At 60.4% G+C, this 13,934-nt stretch carries 11 protein-coding genes; 5 read left to right on the top strand and 6 right to left on the bottom strand.

Annotated elements, in window-relative coordinates:
- Nucleotides 1-39: 39 nt before the first annotated feature.
- The 3 genes from ACURWW_RS03020 to ACURWW_RS03010 all read right to left on the bottom strand — a co-directional run bounded on the left by ACURWW_RS03020 (nucleotide 40) and on the right by ACURWW_RS03010 (nucleotide 6,449).
- On the bottom strand, nucleotides 40-1,032 hold the full coding sequence (locus tag ACURWW_RS03020; protein ID WP_445615544.1) for a CorA family divalent cation transporter: 993 nt from the start codon (nucleotides 1,030-1,032) through the stop codon (nucleotides 40-42).
- 81 nt (nucleotides 1,033-1,113) lie between these two features.
- On the bottom strand, nucleotides 1,114-4,656 hold the full coding sequence (locus tag ACURWW_RS03015; protein WP_445615543.1) for a translocation/assembly module TamB domain-containing protein: 3,543 nt from the start codon (nucleotides 4,654-4,656) through the stop codon (nucleotides 1,114-1,116).
- Entirely contained in the window at nucleotides 4,653-6,449 is a 1,797-nt protein-coding gene (locus ACURWW_RS03010; RefSeq protein WP_458618430.1) for an autotransporter assembly complex protein TamA, read from the bottom strand. Before ACURWW_RS03010 ends, ACURWW_RS03015 begins: the two co-directional genes overlap by 4 nt.
- Nucleotides 6,450-6,611: 162 nt before the next feature.
- On the opposite strand from ACURWW_RS03010, the gene hemW reads away from it, so the two are divergent.
- The 5 genes from hemW (at nucleotide 6,612) to ACURWW_RS02985 (ending at nucleotide 12,618) form a co-directional block, all read left to right on the top strand.
- Nucleotides 6,612-7,772, top strand: coding sequence for a radical SAM family heme chaperone HemW (hemW, locus tag ACURWW_RS03005; protein ID WP_445615541.1), 1,161 nt, complete (start codon nucleotides 6,612-6,614; stop codon nucleotides 7,770-7,772).
- A 305-nt stretch (nucleotides 7,773-8,077) separates the two neighbouring features.
- The gene (gene trxA / locus ACURWW_RS03000) at nucleotides 8,078-8,404 is read left to right on the top strand and encodes a thioredoxin TrxA (protein ID WP_445615540.1); all 327 of its coding nucleotides are present in this window, start codon (nucleotides 8,078-8,080) and stop codon (nucleotides 8,402-8,404) included.
- A gap of 566 nt (nucleotides 8,405-8,970) precedes the next feature.
- The gene (rho, locus tag ACURWW_RS02995) at nucleotides 8,971-10,230 is read left to right on the top strand and encodes a transcription termination factor Rho (RefSeq protein WP_445615539.1); all 1,260 of its coding nucleotides are present in this window, start codon (nucleotides 8,971-8,973) and stop codon (nucleotides 10,228-10,230) included.
- A gap of 87 nt (nucleotides 10,231-10,317) precedes the next feature.
- The gene (gene ubiD, locus ACURWW_RS02990) at nucleotides 10,318-11,790 is read left to right on the top strand and encodes a 4-hydroxy-3-polyprenylbenzoate decarboxylase (RefSeq protein WP_445615538.1); all 1,473 of its coding nucleotides are present in this window, start codon (nucleotides 10,318-10,320) and stop codon (nucleotides 11,788-11,790) included.
- 120 nt (nucleotides 11,791-11,910) lie between these two features.
- A complete protein-coding gene (locus tag ACURWW_RS02985; protein ID WP_445615537.1) occupies nucleotides 11,911-12,618 on the top strand; it encodes a 2OG-Fe(II) oxygenase in 708 nt (235 codons plus the stop codon).
- 14 nt (nucleotides 12,619-12,632) lie between these two features.
- Here the strand turns inward: ACURWW_RS02985 and ACURWW_RS02980 are convergent, their stop codons facing one another.
- The 3 genes from ACURWW_RS02980 to ACURWW_RS02970 all read right to left on the bottom strand — a co-directional run bounded on the left by ACURWW_RS02980 (nucleotide 12,633) and on the right by ACURWW_RS02970 (nucleotide 13,889).
- Nucleotides 12,633-13,004 (bottom strand): hypothetical protein, encoded by a 372-nt coding sequence (locus ACURWW_RS02980; protein WP_445615536.1) that lies wholly within the window; start codon nucleotides 13,002-13,004, stop codon nucleotides 12,633-12,635.
- A 47-nt stretch (nucleotides 13,005-13,051) separates the two neighbouring features.
- Entirely contained in the window at nucleotides 13,052-13,405 is a 354-nt protein-coding gene (locus ACURWW_RS02975) for a hypothetical protein (protein ID WP_445615535.1), read from the bottom strand.
- Nucleotides 13,406-13,517: 112 nt separating this feature from the next.
- Complete coding sequence (locus ACURWW_RS02970; RefSeq protein ID WP_445615534.1) at nucleotides 13,518-13,889, bottom strand: diacylglycerol kinase; 372 nt, start codon at nucleotides 13,887-13,889, stop codon at nucleotides 13,518-13,520.
- Nucleotides 13,890-13,934 lie beyond the last annotated feature (45 nt).

The raw sequence follows: 13,934 nt of genomic DNA, 5'->3' as shown, positions 1-13,934 counted from the left end.
CTGACAGGCCGATGAGCCCGCCCCCGCCGATATCGTCCGCTAACGGAGCCAATGCCAGCGTTTGAACATGATCAGCTGTAACACGGCGATCAAAACCATCAAACCGCAGACAGCCCAGAAGGCGAGCGGGCTTTCACTTGCGGGTATCCCGGCCACGTTCATCCCCAGCAGCCCGGTCACGAAGGTCAGGGGGAGGAAGAAGGTGGCAACGATCGAAAGGGCGTACATGATCCGGGTGATCCGCTCGTTGCTGGCCTGCTGTAGTGTATCACTGAGAATGGCCACCCGCTCACGCATTTCCGTCAAGGCTTCCAGGTCGCGGCGTACCCGGTTGGTGACCTCGCGCCAACCGTCCTGGTAGCGCTTCTTCAGCGCCTTGGGCATTTCGGTTTCCCCGAATACCTCCTCGGTCCTCTGGAGCGCTTCCAGTTGTGGAGCGAGATAGCGGCTGATGCGGGAGATCCGCTGGCGGGCCACGAGCAGTTCATCAATATCCACGCGATCGTTCTGCTCCCAACTGTCTTCGAGGCGTTCCACGTGTTCGTCCAGCAGGTGCACCTGTTGGGTAAATTCCCGGGTGACGAACTGACACAGCTCCAGAACCAGTTGCTCGGCGGACACCACCGACTTGCGTTGCACGTGGAGGTGGGTGACAAAATCGGCAATTATTTCCGTGGGCTTGAGCGAAACGGAGATCAGTTGCTTGTTGCGGGTCCAGACCCGCAGCGACATGAACTCCAGCGGAGCGTTGTCGGTTGTGCGCGCCGTGCGCAGAGTCAGCATAAAGTTACGCTCGCTGTCCACAAACAGACGGGGGCGGGTAAAAGCGCTGCACAGGGCCTCGATGTGGTTGCCGTCGAGCGGCGAATTGTGTTGCAACCATTCCCGGGTGCGCTCCACATCGCCCGAAAAATGGACCCAGCGAAGCCCCTCCGGGGGCTCCGAGAGATTGACCTCCCGGATCGGAAGGCGGCGGACCTTGTCCGCTTCGAACTGCAGCACCAGAGATGCGAACCGCTTTGGCGTATTCACGGGGGCGCCTCCTCGATTATCTGTTCGGGCCTGCGGATGCGTCAGACTCATAATGCCTTCCCTGCTCCATTGCGAAAGCTGCTAGTCGCGCTCGAAGGACCACATCACCCCCACATCGCTGCTCTCGCCGCTGATCGCCTCGAGATAGACACTGCGGGTGAGTTGGTACCGCAGGGTAAGAGTGTTGATCGCATCAAACACCCCCACTCCGTAGCGAACAAGAAGGTTGGGGGTGATGTAGCCGCTTAAACCGATTTGCGTGCCGGCGTCGGTAGCACCTGCGGTGACCTGAAGATCCTCGATTCCCAGCGCCGCTCCCGCCCGGCGGGTGATGCCCGTGCCCAGATCCGATTCCAGAGCGTAGCTCAGCGCCGCTTCAGCGGCGGCCACCGACGGGTCCGTTTCCACGTCCGCCCCGGGCGGGTTCCCGGTCAGCAGATAACTGAGCTGCGCTTGTTGCGGCATATCGGGATTTGAGAACAGGGCTACCTGTGGGTCGCGCGCGGGGCCCGATGCGCGGAGCCCTACGACCGTATCTTCCGGGGTGTCCGCCCGCACCGCTTCCACCCGTAACTGGGGGTTGTCGATGTCCCCTACGAAGACCAGGTCACCGCTGCGAATCTCCAGGTTCTGTCCATAAGCGTCGTAGCGGCCCTCCGCGAGCTGTATCTTCCCGGTGGCGCGCATCATGTCGCTCCCCTGCTGTTGCAGGCGGAGACTGCCGGTGATGCGCGTCTCCAGCCCGAAACCCTCGAAATAGACCTGATCCCCCAAAAGGACCGACAAGTCCACTGTTATCGCCAGAGGGGCGCCGTCCTCCTGCGCCTGCTGATCGCCGACGATCACCGCGTCGGAGGACACGGCCACCGCAGATTCCGGCAACTCGCTGATCTCGATTTGCGCCTCCGGTACCTTCAGCTCGCCGGCGATCGTCAGTTGGCCCGGGGCAAAACTGAAGCTGAGGTCCGGTGCTACGCGGACCTGCATGTCCGGCTGGGGCTCCAGAGCCAGGGGCTCCGCGGCGACGGTCAGTCGCCCCGACCAATCCTGGCCGCCCCAGCGAAAATCCCCGCCTATTTGGCCATCACTGTCCGCTGCCCGGAATTGGCCGGTCGCCGTAGCCTGGTTGTCGGCCAGTTGCAGGAGCAGCTCGATGTCCTCCACCGGAACCGGCAAGACTTCGTTGTTGAAAAACCCATCCTGCAGTTCGAATCTGCCGTTGAGGACCGGCGCCTCGAGCTGACCGGAGACCGCCAGCTCGGAGTTGATTACCCCCCGCAGAGTGGTTTCCGGCGGCACGAATAACTGGGCGTAATCCGCAAGCTGCAGGGCGGTAATGGTGGCCCGGCCCACAAGCTCCTGGTCGCGCAGGCTCAGCTCCCCCTCGCTGGCCCCGCTGCGCTCACTTTCAAGGCGCCACGTAGCCCGATGGTCGCCGGCATCCATTTGCCACCCCAGTTCAAGGTCACGGATCGCGAGCGAGTCCTCTGCCAGGCGAAGACCGAGATCAGTACTGGTGATGGTCGCCTCCAAACGTGGCGCGGCCAGAACATCTTCGCCGCGGAAGGCCAGTTGCCAGTCCCCCTGGATGCGTAGATCCTCGCCGGGAAGGAAGGGCTGCAACCACTCCCAGGGCAGTTGCTGTCCGATGATCTGAACGGGGGCCAGCGCGCCCCCGGCGAAACGGATATCCGCTTCGCTGCACAGGCTGGCATCGGCGCTCCGCAGGCAGAACGCGGAAGCCTCGAGCCGCGGTTCCCCGGGGCGCAGGTCGATTCGGACCGGAGATTCCAGCGCCCAGACCTGGGAGTCCGGTTGCGCAAACTGAAGCTGCAACTCCTCGCACTGACCGCGCCATTGTTCCCATGGATCGGCTGTACCCGGGTAGAAGCCACCACTGCACTGCAATTGCAACTGCTTGTCCCGGTGGTCGTGCAAACCTTCAATGGCCAGATTCAGCGCGTGGTCCCGGGCGCCGCCCTGCCCCTGCAATCGCAGATTCGCGGCCACGAGCCCTCCCGCAGCCAGGTCATCCAGACGCAGGTCCAGCTCTCCGGGCCCCTCGTCCAAGCCCGGCCACTGGAGTACCAGGTCGGCTTGCGCCACGCCCACGTCGCCATAGCGAACCTCTCGCAGTTGCAGGTTGCTGGCGACGGCCGGATTGTCCAGGTCGCCGAATACTCTCAGGTCACCGGAAGCGGCACCGGCAAGCTCTGCACCCAGATCCCGGGGAATAAACGCGGCGAGCTGTGGAGCATCAATACCCAGGCGGACGTCCAGCGGGCCGGTGGTGCTTATTTCTCCGGTCAGGTCCACACGATTGTCCCCCTGGCGCAGGTTCAGGGAACGGATCGCCAGATTGCCCTCTTCGTAACTCAGCGCGCCGGTCGCCGCGAAGGGACGCTCCAGAACCGTCCCGGACACCTCGGGGAGCGTCAGCTCCGCAAGGAGGCGCCCGGCGGAAAAGCCCCCCCGCGTTGAAAGCTGTCCTTGCAGTTCACCGCTGAGCAACTCGGAGAACTGCGCCAGCCCAACTCCTTCCCAGTCCAGGTTCGCCTCCCAGGCCAGATCGTCCACGTATTCAAGCCGCCCGCTGGCCGTAAACTCGCCATCCGGTAATTGCAGGCGAACACTGTCCACCTCCAGCGCCTCGGTGGAGGCCCGCGCCCGGAGCTGCAGGTTATTGAGCCCATTCCAGTGAGGGCTTTCAAAAGTGAGCGCTGCGGTAATCGCGGGGCTGAGCAAGGGCCCGGCGGCCGTAACATCGCTACTCGCCAGGCGCAGGCTCTGTTCGCCCGCCTCGATCACAACCGGCGCAGGTGTGGTCAGCTGGAGACGAGCGGGAAGATCGGGGTTGAGCGGCTCCAGGCTCAGCGAGAGATGGACGGGAACCGGCTCTGGACTCAGGTTCGATTCCACGCGGGCAGCGAGTTCCAGCGCCACCTTGCGGAGGTCACCACTCAGCTCTGCGGTGGCTTCTCCGAAGCCTCCCACAGACTCGCAACCGAGGTTCGCACTCAGCGGATAGCGGTTGATGAAGGTAAGCTCCCCCTCCATGGCCCATCGGCACCAGGAGTCACGGGCGAGCAGGTGTTCCAGGTCCAGAGTGCTCTCCCGCCAGCCGAGGGCAGCGTCCAGATCTTCCAGCTGGTACACGACATCACTGCCCCGGGTCACGGCCAGGTTACCGATTCGCAGGGACTCCAAAAATACCTCGACCGGCAACTGGATGTCCGGAAGGGTCGTCTCTTCCCCGGGTTCGGCGTCACTTGCCTCCTCCTCGGCTTCTTCGGCACTCAGTTGGATCTCCAGTCCGGCCAGGTGCAGCTGCCGGATGCAAAGAGCTGCTTGCCACAAGCAATCCAGCCGAAGCTCCAGTTCACCCTGTTCCACCATCACGGCGAGCTCCGGTGTGGAATAGCTCAGGTCGAACACCAGTCCTCCCGCCAGGCTCCCCTCCACACGGCTGAAAGAAAGGGCGGGTACAGCATCGCTCGCCTTTTGCAGCGCAAAGCGACTCACCGCCCCGGATGTGAGCAAACCATAGACCAGCAGGTAGAGGATCAGCAGCAGGCCCACCGGGATCAGGATCCACCGGAGCCACCGGGGGATGCGTTTGCTCATAGGGGCGTTCCCAGGTACAAATGGACGCGCACGCCGCTCTCCAGAGGGTCGTCCACCGGAGCCGCCACGTCGAAGGCGATGAATCCCACCGGCGATCGCCACCGGACCCCCAGGCCCGCTCCGGTCCGGTAATCCTCACCCCGGTCCGCCGCCACGAATGTGCCGCTCAGGTCGCTCTCGAAGTTCTCATCCAGGTAGGAACGCCCGGTATCCACAAAGACCGCGGCTTGCCAGGTTGGCAGGAATCGGTAGCGATACTCAAGACTTGCCACGTTCAGGCGCTGGCCGCCGATCAGGTCTCCGTCCGGCTCCCGGGGCGCAATGCTTTCGAAGTCGAAGCCCCGCACACTTTGATCACCCCCGGTGTAGAAGCGCTGGGAAACGGGAGTCCGTCCGAATTCATCGGTTTCAATCCGCCCGTATTCGATCCGGCCCAGCAAACTGTGCCGCTCGAAGAAGGTGAACAGGGTGTTGACGCCTGAATTGATGCGGTGAAAGTCCGTGTCCGACCCGAGGCTGTCGTCACTCGTGGCCAGGTGCAACCAGTATCGGTAGCCGAAGTTGGGGTCTGCTGCATCGCCTGAGAAGAAGCGGCGGGAAAGGCGCACACTGGGGATCACGTAGGAAGTATCCTGCTCGGGCTCGTCGCCGATGCGGGAGGTCTCGTTCTCCAGGTCCACGTGCAGGCTGTAGCGCCAGCTCTCGCCATAGACCCGATGGTAGGACAGGCCCGTGGTGAACACCTCGGTTTCCACGCCCTCGATGTCCTGCTGGCGCCAGCCGTTGTCCCAGCTCACAAATTCATTCTGCGGATGGCCGCGCGGGATCTTGTACTGGGTGAAGACTTCCTGGGAGACCTGGGACAGGCGCAGTTCAGCCAGCAGGTTGTGGCCTCGATCGTTCAGGGCGGGTCGCTCCCAGCGCAGCTTCACCCATGCCCCGATGTCGGTCCCGAAACCCACGCCGGTGGAGACCCTGTGCCGGGCGAGGTCTTCCAGCTCGATGTGCAGGTAAGCACGGTCTGGAGCCTGGGTATCGACGGTGATATTCACCCCGGCGAAGTAGCCGCTGTTCAGCAAGCGGTTGTAGATTTCGCCGACCAGGTCCGCGCTGTACCAGCTTCCGTCGGGGACCTGGGCAATGCCTTGTACCAGCTCCGGGCGCAAGCGGCTTTCGCTGAAGGTGGCATCGACAATCGAGTAGCGATCACCCAGTTCCGCGTGGAGGATCACCTCCGCCTCCTGGATTTGCGGGTTGATCCGCAAGCGGTTGCGGACCAGCCGGGCGTCCAGATAGCCCTGACGGGTGGCAAAGCTGAGGAGCTCGCTCTTGTAGTTTTCGTAGGTTTGATGGCTGAAGGGCTGCCCGGGCCGAAACGGGTGGGATGCGATCTGCTCGCGGAACAGAGCATTCGAAGGCTCGCCGTCACGAAGAACCTGGATATCCACCTCGCCCCAGCGTACGCGGGGGCCCGGGGCCACGTTCAGGATCAAGCTTTCGCCGTCCAACCCGTACTCGACCTCGGCACGGTAGTAGCCCAGGGCCTGGAGTGCTTCGGTAACCGTCGGTTGGACCGTATCGCGCACCTCCTCCACATCCTGAGCCGGTAACTGGTCCCACTTCGAGAGGTGGAGGCGGATATTCTCCTCCAGATCAGAGGGCGCCCCTTCGACCTGCAACGGGATCGCCAGGGCGGAGAGCGGCCACCCGACACACACCAGCAGGCCGAGCAGCAATGCTGTCCGGCGTCGGTTTCGATGGCGATCAGCTGATAGCAAATGACTACGAACCAAAGCGTCTCCGTTGCCCTTGGCCGCTGAGGAGGGAAAGATGAACAGTTCAAGTGAACTCAGGTTTTAGATACTCATCCGTTTAAAAGTTTTGGCATCCGGGCCAAGCGCGCGTATAGTCTATCGCTCGCTTCCCCCCATGTCCTGCTTGCTCACCTCCCGTCTATGCCGTCCCCGAACTTGCCGACTCTGAGCCTCTATGTTCATATCCCCTGGTGTGTCCGCAAGTGCCCCTACTGTGACTTCAACTCTCACTCTGCCCCCGAGCGACTGCCGGAGGAAGACTATGTGACGAGCGTGCTGGCAGACCTTGAACGGGACGCCAGCCTGGCCCAGGGGCGCAGGATTGACAGCGTTTTCTTTGGCGGTGGCACCCCCAGCCTGTTCAGTGCCACGGCCATCGGAGCAATTCTTGAGGGTGCCGAGAAACTGGTCGGCCTTGAACCCGAGGCCGAAATCACCCTCGAAGCCAACCCGGGCACTTTCGAGCAGCAGCGCTTTGCCGATTACCGCACGGCGGGTGTGAATCGCTTGTCGCTCGGTCTCCAGAGCCTCCAGGACCCCCAATTGAAGGCTCTCGGCCGCATTCACGATCGGCAGGACGCCATCGCTGCAGTTCAGGCCGCGCGCTCGGCAGGCTTCGACAACTTCAACCTGGACCTGATGCATGGTCTGCCTGACCAGGGTGTGGCCGAGGCCCTTGCGGACCTGGAATCCGCCTTGGCCCTGGGGCCTGCTCATCTGTCCTGGTACCAGCTCACCATCGAGCCCAACACGGTCTTCTATTCCCGGCCGCCGCAATTGCCCGACAGCGACGTACTGGCCGAAATCGAAGATCGGGGTGTCGAGCTGCTGGAGAGTAATGGATACGCTCGGTACGAGATTTCCGCCTATTGCAGGCCTGGCCGGGAATCACGGCACAATAGCAATTACTGGGAGTTCGGCGACTACCTGGGCATCGGTGCAGGCGCCCACGGCAAGATCACTGATGCCGCCACGGGGGAAGTGTGGCGCAGTCGCAAAACCCGCTTGCCGGCCCACTATCTTGCCGATCGCCCGCTGAAGAATGCCTGGAGCCCTGTTGCGCCCTCCGAGCTGCCTCTGGAGTTCATGATGAACGCCCTGCGCCTTATTCGCGGTGTGCCCCGCGATCTGTATTCGGAGCGCACTGGCCTGAATCTGGCAGGAATCGATGATCAACTGTCGAGCTTGCGGGCTCGGGACCTGCTTGATGCGGACGGGACGATGCTGAGAACCACACCCCTCGGGCGGCGGTTTCTGAACGAGGTCCTGGACGTGTTCATGCCGGACGACGGCACCCGATAGCACTGGGCCGGCGGGGGACGTGGAATTGAGCCGCAGAACGGGCGCGGGTTTCGCAGACGTGCATATGGTCCTTGAACACGCGGCATGGGGTGCTTATCATTCGTGGTCAGCAGCGCCGGCGGCCCCGGACACGACACACCACCCGAAACGCCAGAGATGCCAGGGCACCTCTCTCGCAGAGAGAGTACCCGCCGGGCCGAGGCATGTAGCATTTACAAGGGTGCTGAAGAATTGCCACTTTCCTCCCACGCCATCCACCGGTCACGGCAAACCGACATTATTTCTCAAGCTTTGTGGAGACAACTATGAGTGACGCTATTGTTCATGTAACTGATTCGAGCTTTGAAGACGACGTTCTGAAAGCCGCAGAACCAGTACTGGTGGATTTCTGGGCAGCCTGGTGCGGCCCCTGTAAAATGATCGCGCCCATCCTCGAGGAGCTCGCCGGGGAGTACGAAGGCAAGGTGAAGATCTGCAAGATGGACGTGGATGCAAACAACGAGACTCCGGCAAAGTACAACATCCGCGGGATCCCCACCCTGATGCTCTTCAAGGGCGGCAACATGGAAGCCATGAAAGTCGGAGCCCTGTCCAAAACTCAACTGACCGAGTTCCTCAACTCCAGTATCTGACTTTATGGAAGGGTCGGGAGGCCCGCACGAAGCTCCCGACCCGGCCTGCCGGACGAGGCGAAACCTTTGTCCGGAGCATTGGTCCGATGCTTGCACTATTTGTTTTTGCACTGCTGACTTTTTGTCGCTATACTCTGGTCAATCTCGCGAACTTCCCAGCGGCGACTCTTTCCAAACTTTCCCTTATCGTTGTAATCAACACTCGACCCTCTCAGCAAACGCGATTCCGACGGGTTGCGAAACGTGCAAGGGTTTCTGGATTGAGCCGATAGATTAAAACTACAATCCGGGAAGAAACAGGCCTGATTTACCATCCCTTACCGGCTTTAAGTCAGCCCCGTGCTAACAGAACTGTTAATGTCAGCTTTGGACCTTGGTGGCTCCATTCCAAATGCGCTCTACTCCCAAAGCTGCCCCGGTTAATAGTGGGTAATCAATAAAGTAATCGGAACCACGCTTCGGCGTGTAAATCACAGCGAACATTGCCCGTAACCTTTAATCCCACTCTTTCCCGGCCAACACCTCCTTACATAACCTAACCTCTGGAAACTACTCACAACACCTCTATGAACCTGACCGATTTAAAAACCAAACCAATTGAAGAACTGATCGAGATCGCCAAGGAAATGGGGCTCGAGAACCTCGCCCGGTCTCGCAAGCAGGACGTGATCTTTAACATCCTGAAGCGCCACGCCAAAAGCGGCGAGGATATCTACGGCGATGGGGTGTTGGAAATTCTGCAGGACGGCTTCGGCTTTTTACGCTCCGCCGACAGTTCCTATCTCGCCGGCCCCGACGACATTTACGTCTCGCCCAGCCAGATCCGCCGCTTCAACTTGCGCACGGGCGACTTTATTGCCGGCAAGATTCGGCCACCCAAGGAGGGCGAGCGCTATTTTGCCTTGTTGAAGGTTGCAGAGATCAACTTCGACAAGCCGGAAAATTCCCGCAACAAAATCCTTTTTGAAAACCTTACCCCCCTCTTCCCCGACGAACGGCTGAAACTCGAAGCCGGCAACGGCTCCACCGAAGACCTGACCGGACGCATGATCGACCTCGTGTCACCCATTGGTAAAGGGCAGCGCGGGCTGATTGTCGCCCCGCCGAAGGCGGGTAAGACGATCATGATGCAGCACATCGCCCAGTCCATCATTCGTAACAATCCCGAATGTCACATGATCGTTCTGCTCATTGATGAACGCCCGGAAGAAGTGACGGAGATGCAGCGTTCCGTGCGCGGTGAGGTAGTGGCCTCCACCTTTGATGAACCGCCCACCCGTCACGTGCAGGTCGCGGAAATGGTGATTGAAAAGGCCAAACGGCTGGTCGAGCACAAAAAAGACGTGGTGATTCTGCTGGATTCCATTACCCGTCTCGCGCGCGCTTACAACACCATCGTACCTTCCTCCGGCAAGGTGCTCACCGGGGGTGTGGACGCTCACGCGCTGGAGCGACCGAAGCGCTTCTTCGGCGCTGCCCGAAACATCGAAGAAGGTGGCAGTCTTTCCATTATCGCCACTGCGCTGATCGATACCGGCTCCAAGATGGACGAAGTGATCTACGAGGAGTTCAAGGGTACAGGGAACCTGGAACTGCACCTGGACCGGAAGATTGCCGAAAAACGCATTTATCCTTCCATCAACATTCGTCGCTCCGGCACACGGCGCGAAGAACTGTTGATGACGGAAGAGGAGATGCAGCGCGTGTGGATTCTGCGCAAACTGCTGCACGACATGGAAGATGTGGCGGCAACTGAATTCCTGGTGAGCAAACTCAAGGACTTCAAGAGCAACGACGAATTCTTCCTGTCCATGAAGCGCAAGTAAAGCGCCCGCTTCGGGTGCGATCCGGCGCGCCCGCTCCGGATCGGCCACACCCGATGGTGTACGTAATAGCCAGATGTTGCGCAGTGTATGAAATATAAAGATCTTCGTGATTTCATCAGTCAGCTGGAGCAAAGCGGGGAGCTGAAACGCATTGCGGTGCCGGTCGATCCCCGATTGGAAATGACGGAGATTTGCGACCGCACGCTCCGCGCCGGCGGACCTGCGCTTCTCTTTGAAAATCCCAAAGGCTTCTCCACGCCGGTGCTCGCCAACCTGTTCGGCACTCCGAAAAGAGTGGCCATGGGCATGGGGCAGGAATCCCCCGAGGCCTTGCGGGAGGTCGGAAAGCTTCTCGCCTATCTGAAAGAACCCGATCCGCCAAAGGGCCTGCGGGATGCCTGGGACAAACTTCCGGTGCTCAAGCAGGTGCTCAACATGGGCCCGAAGGTGGTGAACAAAGCCGCCTGCCAGGAGGTGGTGCTGCGCGGGGACGCGGTGGACCTTAGCCTGCTTCCCGTTCAAACCTGCTGGCCGGGCGATGCCGGCCCCCTGATTACCTGGCCCCTGGTGATTACCCGCGGTCCAGAGAAAGAGCGGCAGAACCTGGGCATTTATCGCATGCAGGTACTCGGGAAGAACCGCCTGATCATGCGCTGGCTCAGTCACCGGGGCGGAGCGCTGGATTTTCGCGACTGGCAACTCAAGTACGGCGACGAACCCTTCCCTGTATCGGTCGCGTTAGGCGCGGATCCGGCAACCATTCTCGGAGCCGTTACTCCTGTTCCCGACACACTGTCTGAGTACGGCTTCGCCGGATTGCTGCGCGGCGACAAGACCGAGGTGGTGAAAAGCCTCGACAGTGATCTGCAGGTTCCTGCCAGCGCGGAGTTTATCCTTGAAGGGACCATCAGCCCCAACGATCTCGCTGATGAGGGACCGTTTGGTGACCACACGGGTTACTACAATGAAGTAGAGCGCTTTGCGGTGTTCACCGTGCACACGGTCACCCACCGAAAGAACCCCATCTATCACAGTACCTATACCGGGCGGCCGCCCGACGAGCCGGCAGTTCTCGGGGTTGCTCTGAACGAAGTGTTCGTGCCCATTTTGCAGAAACAGTTTCCGGAGATTGTGGATTTTTATTTGCCGCCTGAAGGCTGCTCTTACCGCATGGCGGTAGTGACCATGAAAAAACAATACCCGGGCCACGCCAAACGGGTCATGATGGGGGTGTGGTCCTTCCTGCGGCAGTTCATGTACACCAAGTTTGTGATCGTTACCGACGACGACGTGAACGCGAGGGACTGGAAGGACGTGATCTGGGCGATCACTACGCGCATGGACCCTGCCCGTGACACCGTGCTGGTGGAAAACACGCCCATCGACTACCTCGACTTCGCATCACCGGTTTCCGGCCTCGGTTCAAAAATGGGAATGGACGCCACTAACAAATGGCCTGGCGAGACCACCCGGGAGTGGGGACGTCCTATCGTGATGGACGCCGAAGTGAAGGAGCGGGTCGACGCCATCTGGGACGAACTGGGGATTGAGACCACCTAGCGTGCCTCTGGCCGTTTTTCCGGTCAGGTATTCCCTTCCTCGAGACGAGCGTTTATATTCGCTTGCACCTTCGCACAGTGAATTCCACCTGGCGTTTTACATCCCGGTTGCCTGCCCCCCATGCCACTCACACGCTCACCTGCCCGCCGAACGGCCTCCACTCAAGGGCCTTTCGACGGCGGTTCCGACGTCTTTGATCGGATCGTTGCTCAACTTCAGGCACAAGGCTATGCGGTTCTGGACCGGGCCCTGCCCGAGTCGTTGATGAACCGCCTTTTCGTTGATTTCACGGAGCGGGATCGAGGCGCGTTTCGGCAGGCGGGTGTCGGACGGAGGAAGGAATATCAGCTCAACGACTTCCTGCGGCGGGACCACATTTACTGGCTCGGTTGTGAAGATGGACCGGTCGGGGAGTATCTCGACTGGATAGAACATTTGCGGATGTGCGTAAACCGGCGGCTGTTTCTGGGCCTGTTCGACTACGAATGTCATTACGCCTACTACCCGGAAGGCGCCTTCTACAAAAAACATTTCGATGCGTTCAAGGGGCGCTCCAACCGGCGATTGTCCACGATCCTCTACCTTAACCCCCAATGGCAACCGGGGGACGGGGGAGAGTTGGCCCTTTACCCCGGTGGCGGCGACCTGAGTAGCGCTACAGAAGCACTCCTGACCCTGGAGCCGCTGTTCGGGCGGATGGTGATATTTCTCAGCGAAGTGTTTCCCCACGAAGTTCTGCGGGCGAACCGCGGGCGCTTCAGCCTCACGGGCTGGTATCGCATCAACGGGACCACCGCCGCTTACCCGGACCCACCCCTGATTCGTTGAAGCATCCGCTGACCTCAGGTCACCCCGAGGAAGCGGAGCCCGGTGCTCAGCAGAATGTAACCCAGGACAATGGATGTGGCGGTGAAGGCCAGGGCGAGGAGGTAGAGAAACTGACGGTAAAACCACTGGCCGAGGCGCTGCAGCCAGCCCTGGGGCCGGTTTGTCGGAGCGTCTGCTGCTACCGCGAAGTATCCGAGAGAAAGGCAAAGCAGGAGCAAGGTAGCGAGCAGGAAGGCCGGAAGCAGATAACGGGCGCTGATAGCTGATTCAGCGAACACCAGCCAGGTCGTCAGAAACACTGCGCCGGTGAGCAGAAACGCAAGTACATGGCGGATGCGGAACATCCGCCGGCCCAGACGCTGGTATGCCTCAAGCAGCCGTGGCAAAGGAACTGCCCGATGACAGGAAGCGGGAACACAGCAGGCCTCCCGCCCTAACGTTTATCATCGAGATCTTCTTCGTCGTCTTCTTCGAGCTCGTATTCTTCGAGGTCGTAGTCCTCGTCATCGTCGTCCTCTTCGTCCACATCCTCGTCGTCGTAGTCATCGTCATCCAGGGCAAAAAGTCGCTCCAGAGCCTCTTCGCCTTCCAGATCTTCTTCGTCGGCGGCGCTGTAAAATACCTCCACTTCTACCTCGCCGTCCGGGTGAAATTCCACTTCCCAGCGCTCTCCCGGCACTGCGATCAACACCGTGATGGTGTCCTCCCGGTTGTGCTCCATTGAATAACCGAGACCGTGCTCGTCCAGTTGGTTGAGAAAATCCAACAGTTTTTTCAGACTGTTCATTGAGGGTACCCGCCACGATTGAAGGAGTGGAGAAGCCGGAACCGGCGATTGTAGAGCAATGGCTCGCAAAGAGCAGTCCGCTTTCGGGCTGCCGCGGGCATTTGGGTGTGTTTCAGCTTCGGATCAGGCCGGCCAGTACCGTGACCCAGGTGAAGACCGCCAGTATCAATGCCACGAATACCGCGGCCGAACCCAAGTCCTTGGCCCGTGCGCTCAAGGGGTGGAGTTCGCTGCCGATGCGGTCGATGGCTGCTTCCACTGCGCTGTTGAGCAACTCGACAATGAGGACGAGCAATACGCTGCCAACCAGAGCGATGCGCTCCATGGTGCTGGCATCCAGCAGCAGGGCCAGTGGCAACATGAGGGTGGCGAGGATAACCTCGAATCGAAATGCAGCCTCGCCCTCCCAGGCTTGCCGGAAACCCTGGAACGAATATCGGGTGGCGTTGTTTAACCGTTTGATTTCTGCGCTGATGAACTTCATGGGTCTTGTTTCGTGTCTGTTTCAGGAGGCAAACAGCGAGTTTAG

This window comes from Gilvimarinus sp. F26214L, from assembly GCF_054401055.1.
Note: the sequence above shows the minus strand (reverse complement) of the source record. Positions and strands in the feature narration are given on the sequence as shown.

Coding starts and splice junctions, on each gene's coding strand:
- hemW (WP_445615541.1), top strand. CDS start 6,612: ATGCCGTCCCCGAACTTGCCGACTCTGAGCCTCTATGTTCATATCCCC.
- ACURWW_RS02970 (WP_445615534.1), bottom strand. CDS start 13,889: ATGAAGTTCATCAGCGCAGAAATCAAACGGTTAAACAACGCCACCCGA.
- ubiD (WP_445615538.1), top strand. CDS start 10,318: ATGAAATATAAAGATCTTCGTGATTTCATCAGTCAGCTGGAGCAAAGC.
- ACURWW_RS03015 (WP_445615543.1), bottom strand. CDS start 4,656: ATGAGCAAACGCATCCCCCGGTGGCTCCGGTGGATCCTGATCCCGGTG.
- ACURWW_RS02975 (WP_445615535.1), bottom strand. CDS start 13,405: ATGAACAGTCTGAAAAAACTGTTGGATTTTCTCAACCAACTGGACGAG.
- rho (WP_445615539.1), top strand. CDS start 8,971: ATGAACCTGACCGATTTAAAAACCAAACCAATTGAAGAACTGATCGAG.
- trxA (WP_445615540.1), top strand. CDS start 8,078: ATGAGTGACGCTATTGTTCATGTAACTGATTCGAGCTTTGAAGACGAC.
- ACURWW_RS02985 (WP_445615537.1), top strand. CDS start 11,911: ATGCCACTCACACGCTCACCTGCCCGCCGAACGGCCTCCACTCAAGGG.